This is a genomic window from Paractinoplanes toevensis, from assembly GCF_018332695.1.
GTDB classification, from domain to species: domain Bacteria; phylum Actinomycetota; class Actinomycetes; order Mycobacteriales; family Micromonosporaceae; genus Actinoplanes; species Actinoplanes toevensis.
This window is the reverse complement of record NZ_BOQN01000274.1, coordinates 1-469: the sequence shown is the minus strand read 5'-3', so window position 1 is coordinate 469 and position 469 is coordinate 1. Positions and strand designations below refer to the sequence as shown.

Genomic DNA, 469 nt, shown 5'->3' with positions numbered 1-469 from the left:
CGTGGTGCAGGTTGTGCCAGGACTCGCCGAACGAGATGATCGCGAGCGGCCAGAAGTTCGAGGCCTTGTCGCCGTTGCGCACCTCGAACGGGCGTTCGCCGTACACGTGGCAGACCGAGTTGATCGACCAGGTGACGTGGTGCAGCAGGCCGATGCGCACGATGCCGGCCCAGAAGAATGCGGTCACCGCGCCGGTCCAAGACCAGGTCACCAGGCCCCCGATCAGGGCCGGACCGAGCGTCGAGAAGAGCACGATGGCCGGGAACAGGTTGTCGATCAGCCGGATGTCTTTGTCCTCGAGCAGGTCGGGGGCGAAGCGTGCCCGGTTCGACCGCTCGCGGCTGAACATCCAGCCCAGGTGGGCGTGCCACAGGCCCTTGGTCAGCGCCCAGTAGCCGGTGCCGTAGCGCCACGGCGAGTGCGGGTCGCCCTCCTGGTCGCTGAACATGTGGTGCCGCCGGTGGTCGGC

Annotated in this window: 1 protein-coding gene; it reads right to left on the bottom strand. The window is 67.8% G+C overall.

Annotated elements, in window-relative coordinates:
* On the bottom strand, positions 1-469 hold a 469-nt coding region (locus Ato02nite_RS51180; RefSeq protein ID WP_213013998.1), incomplete at both ends, for a fatty acid desaturase.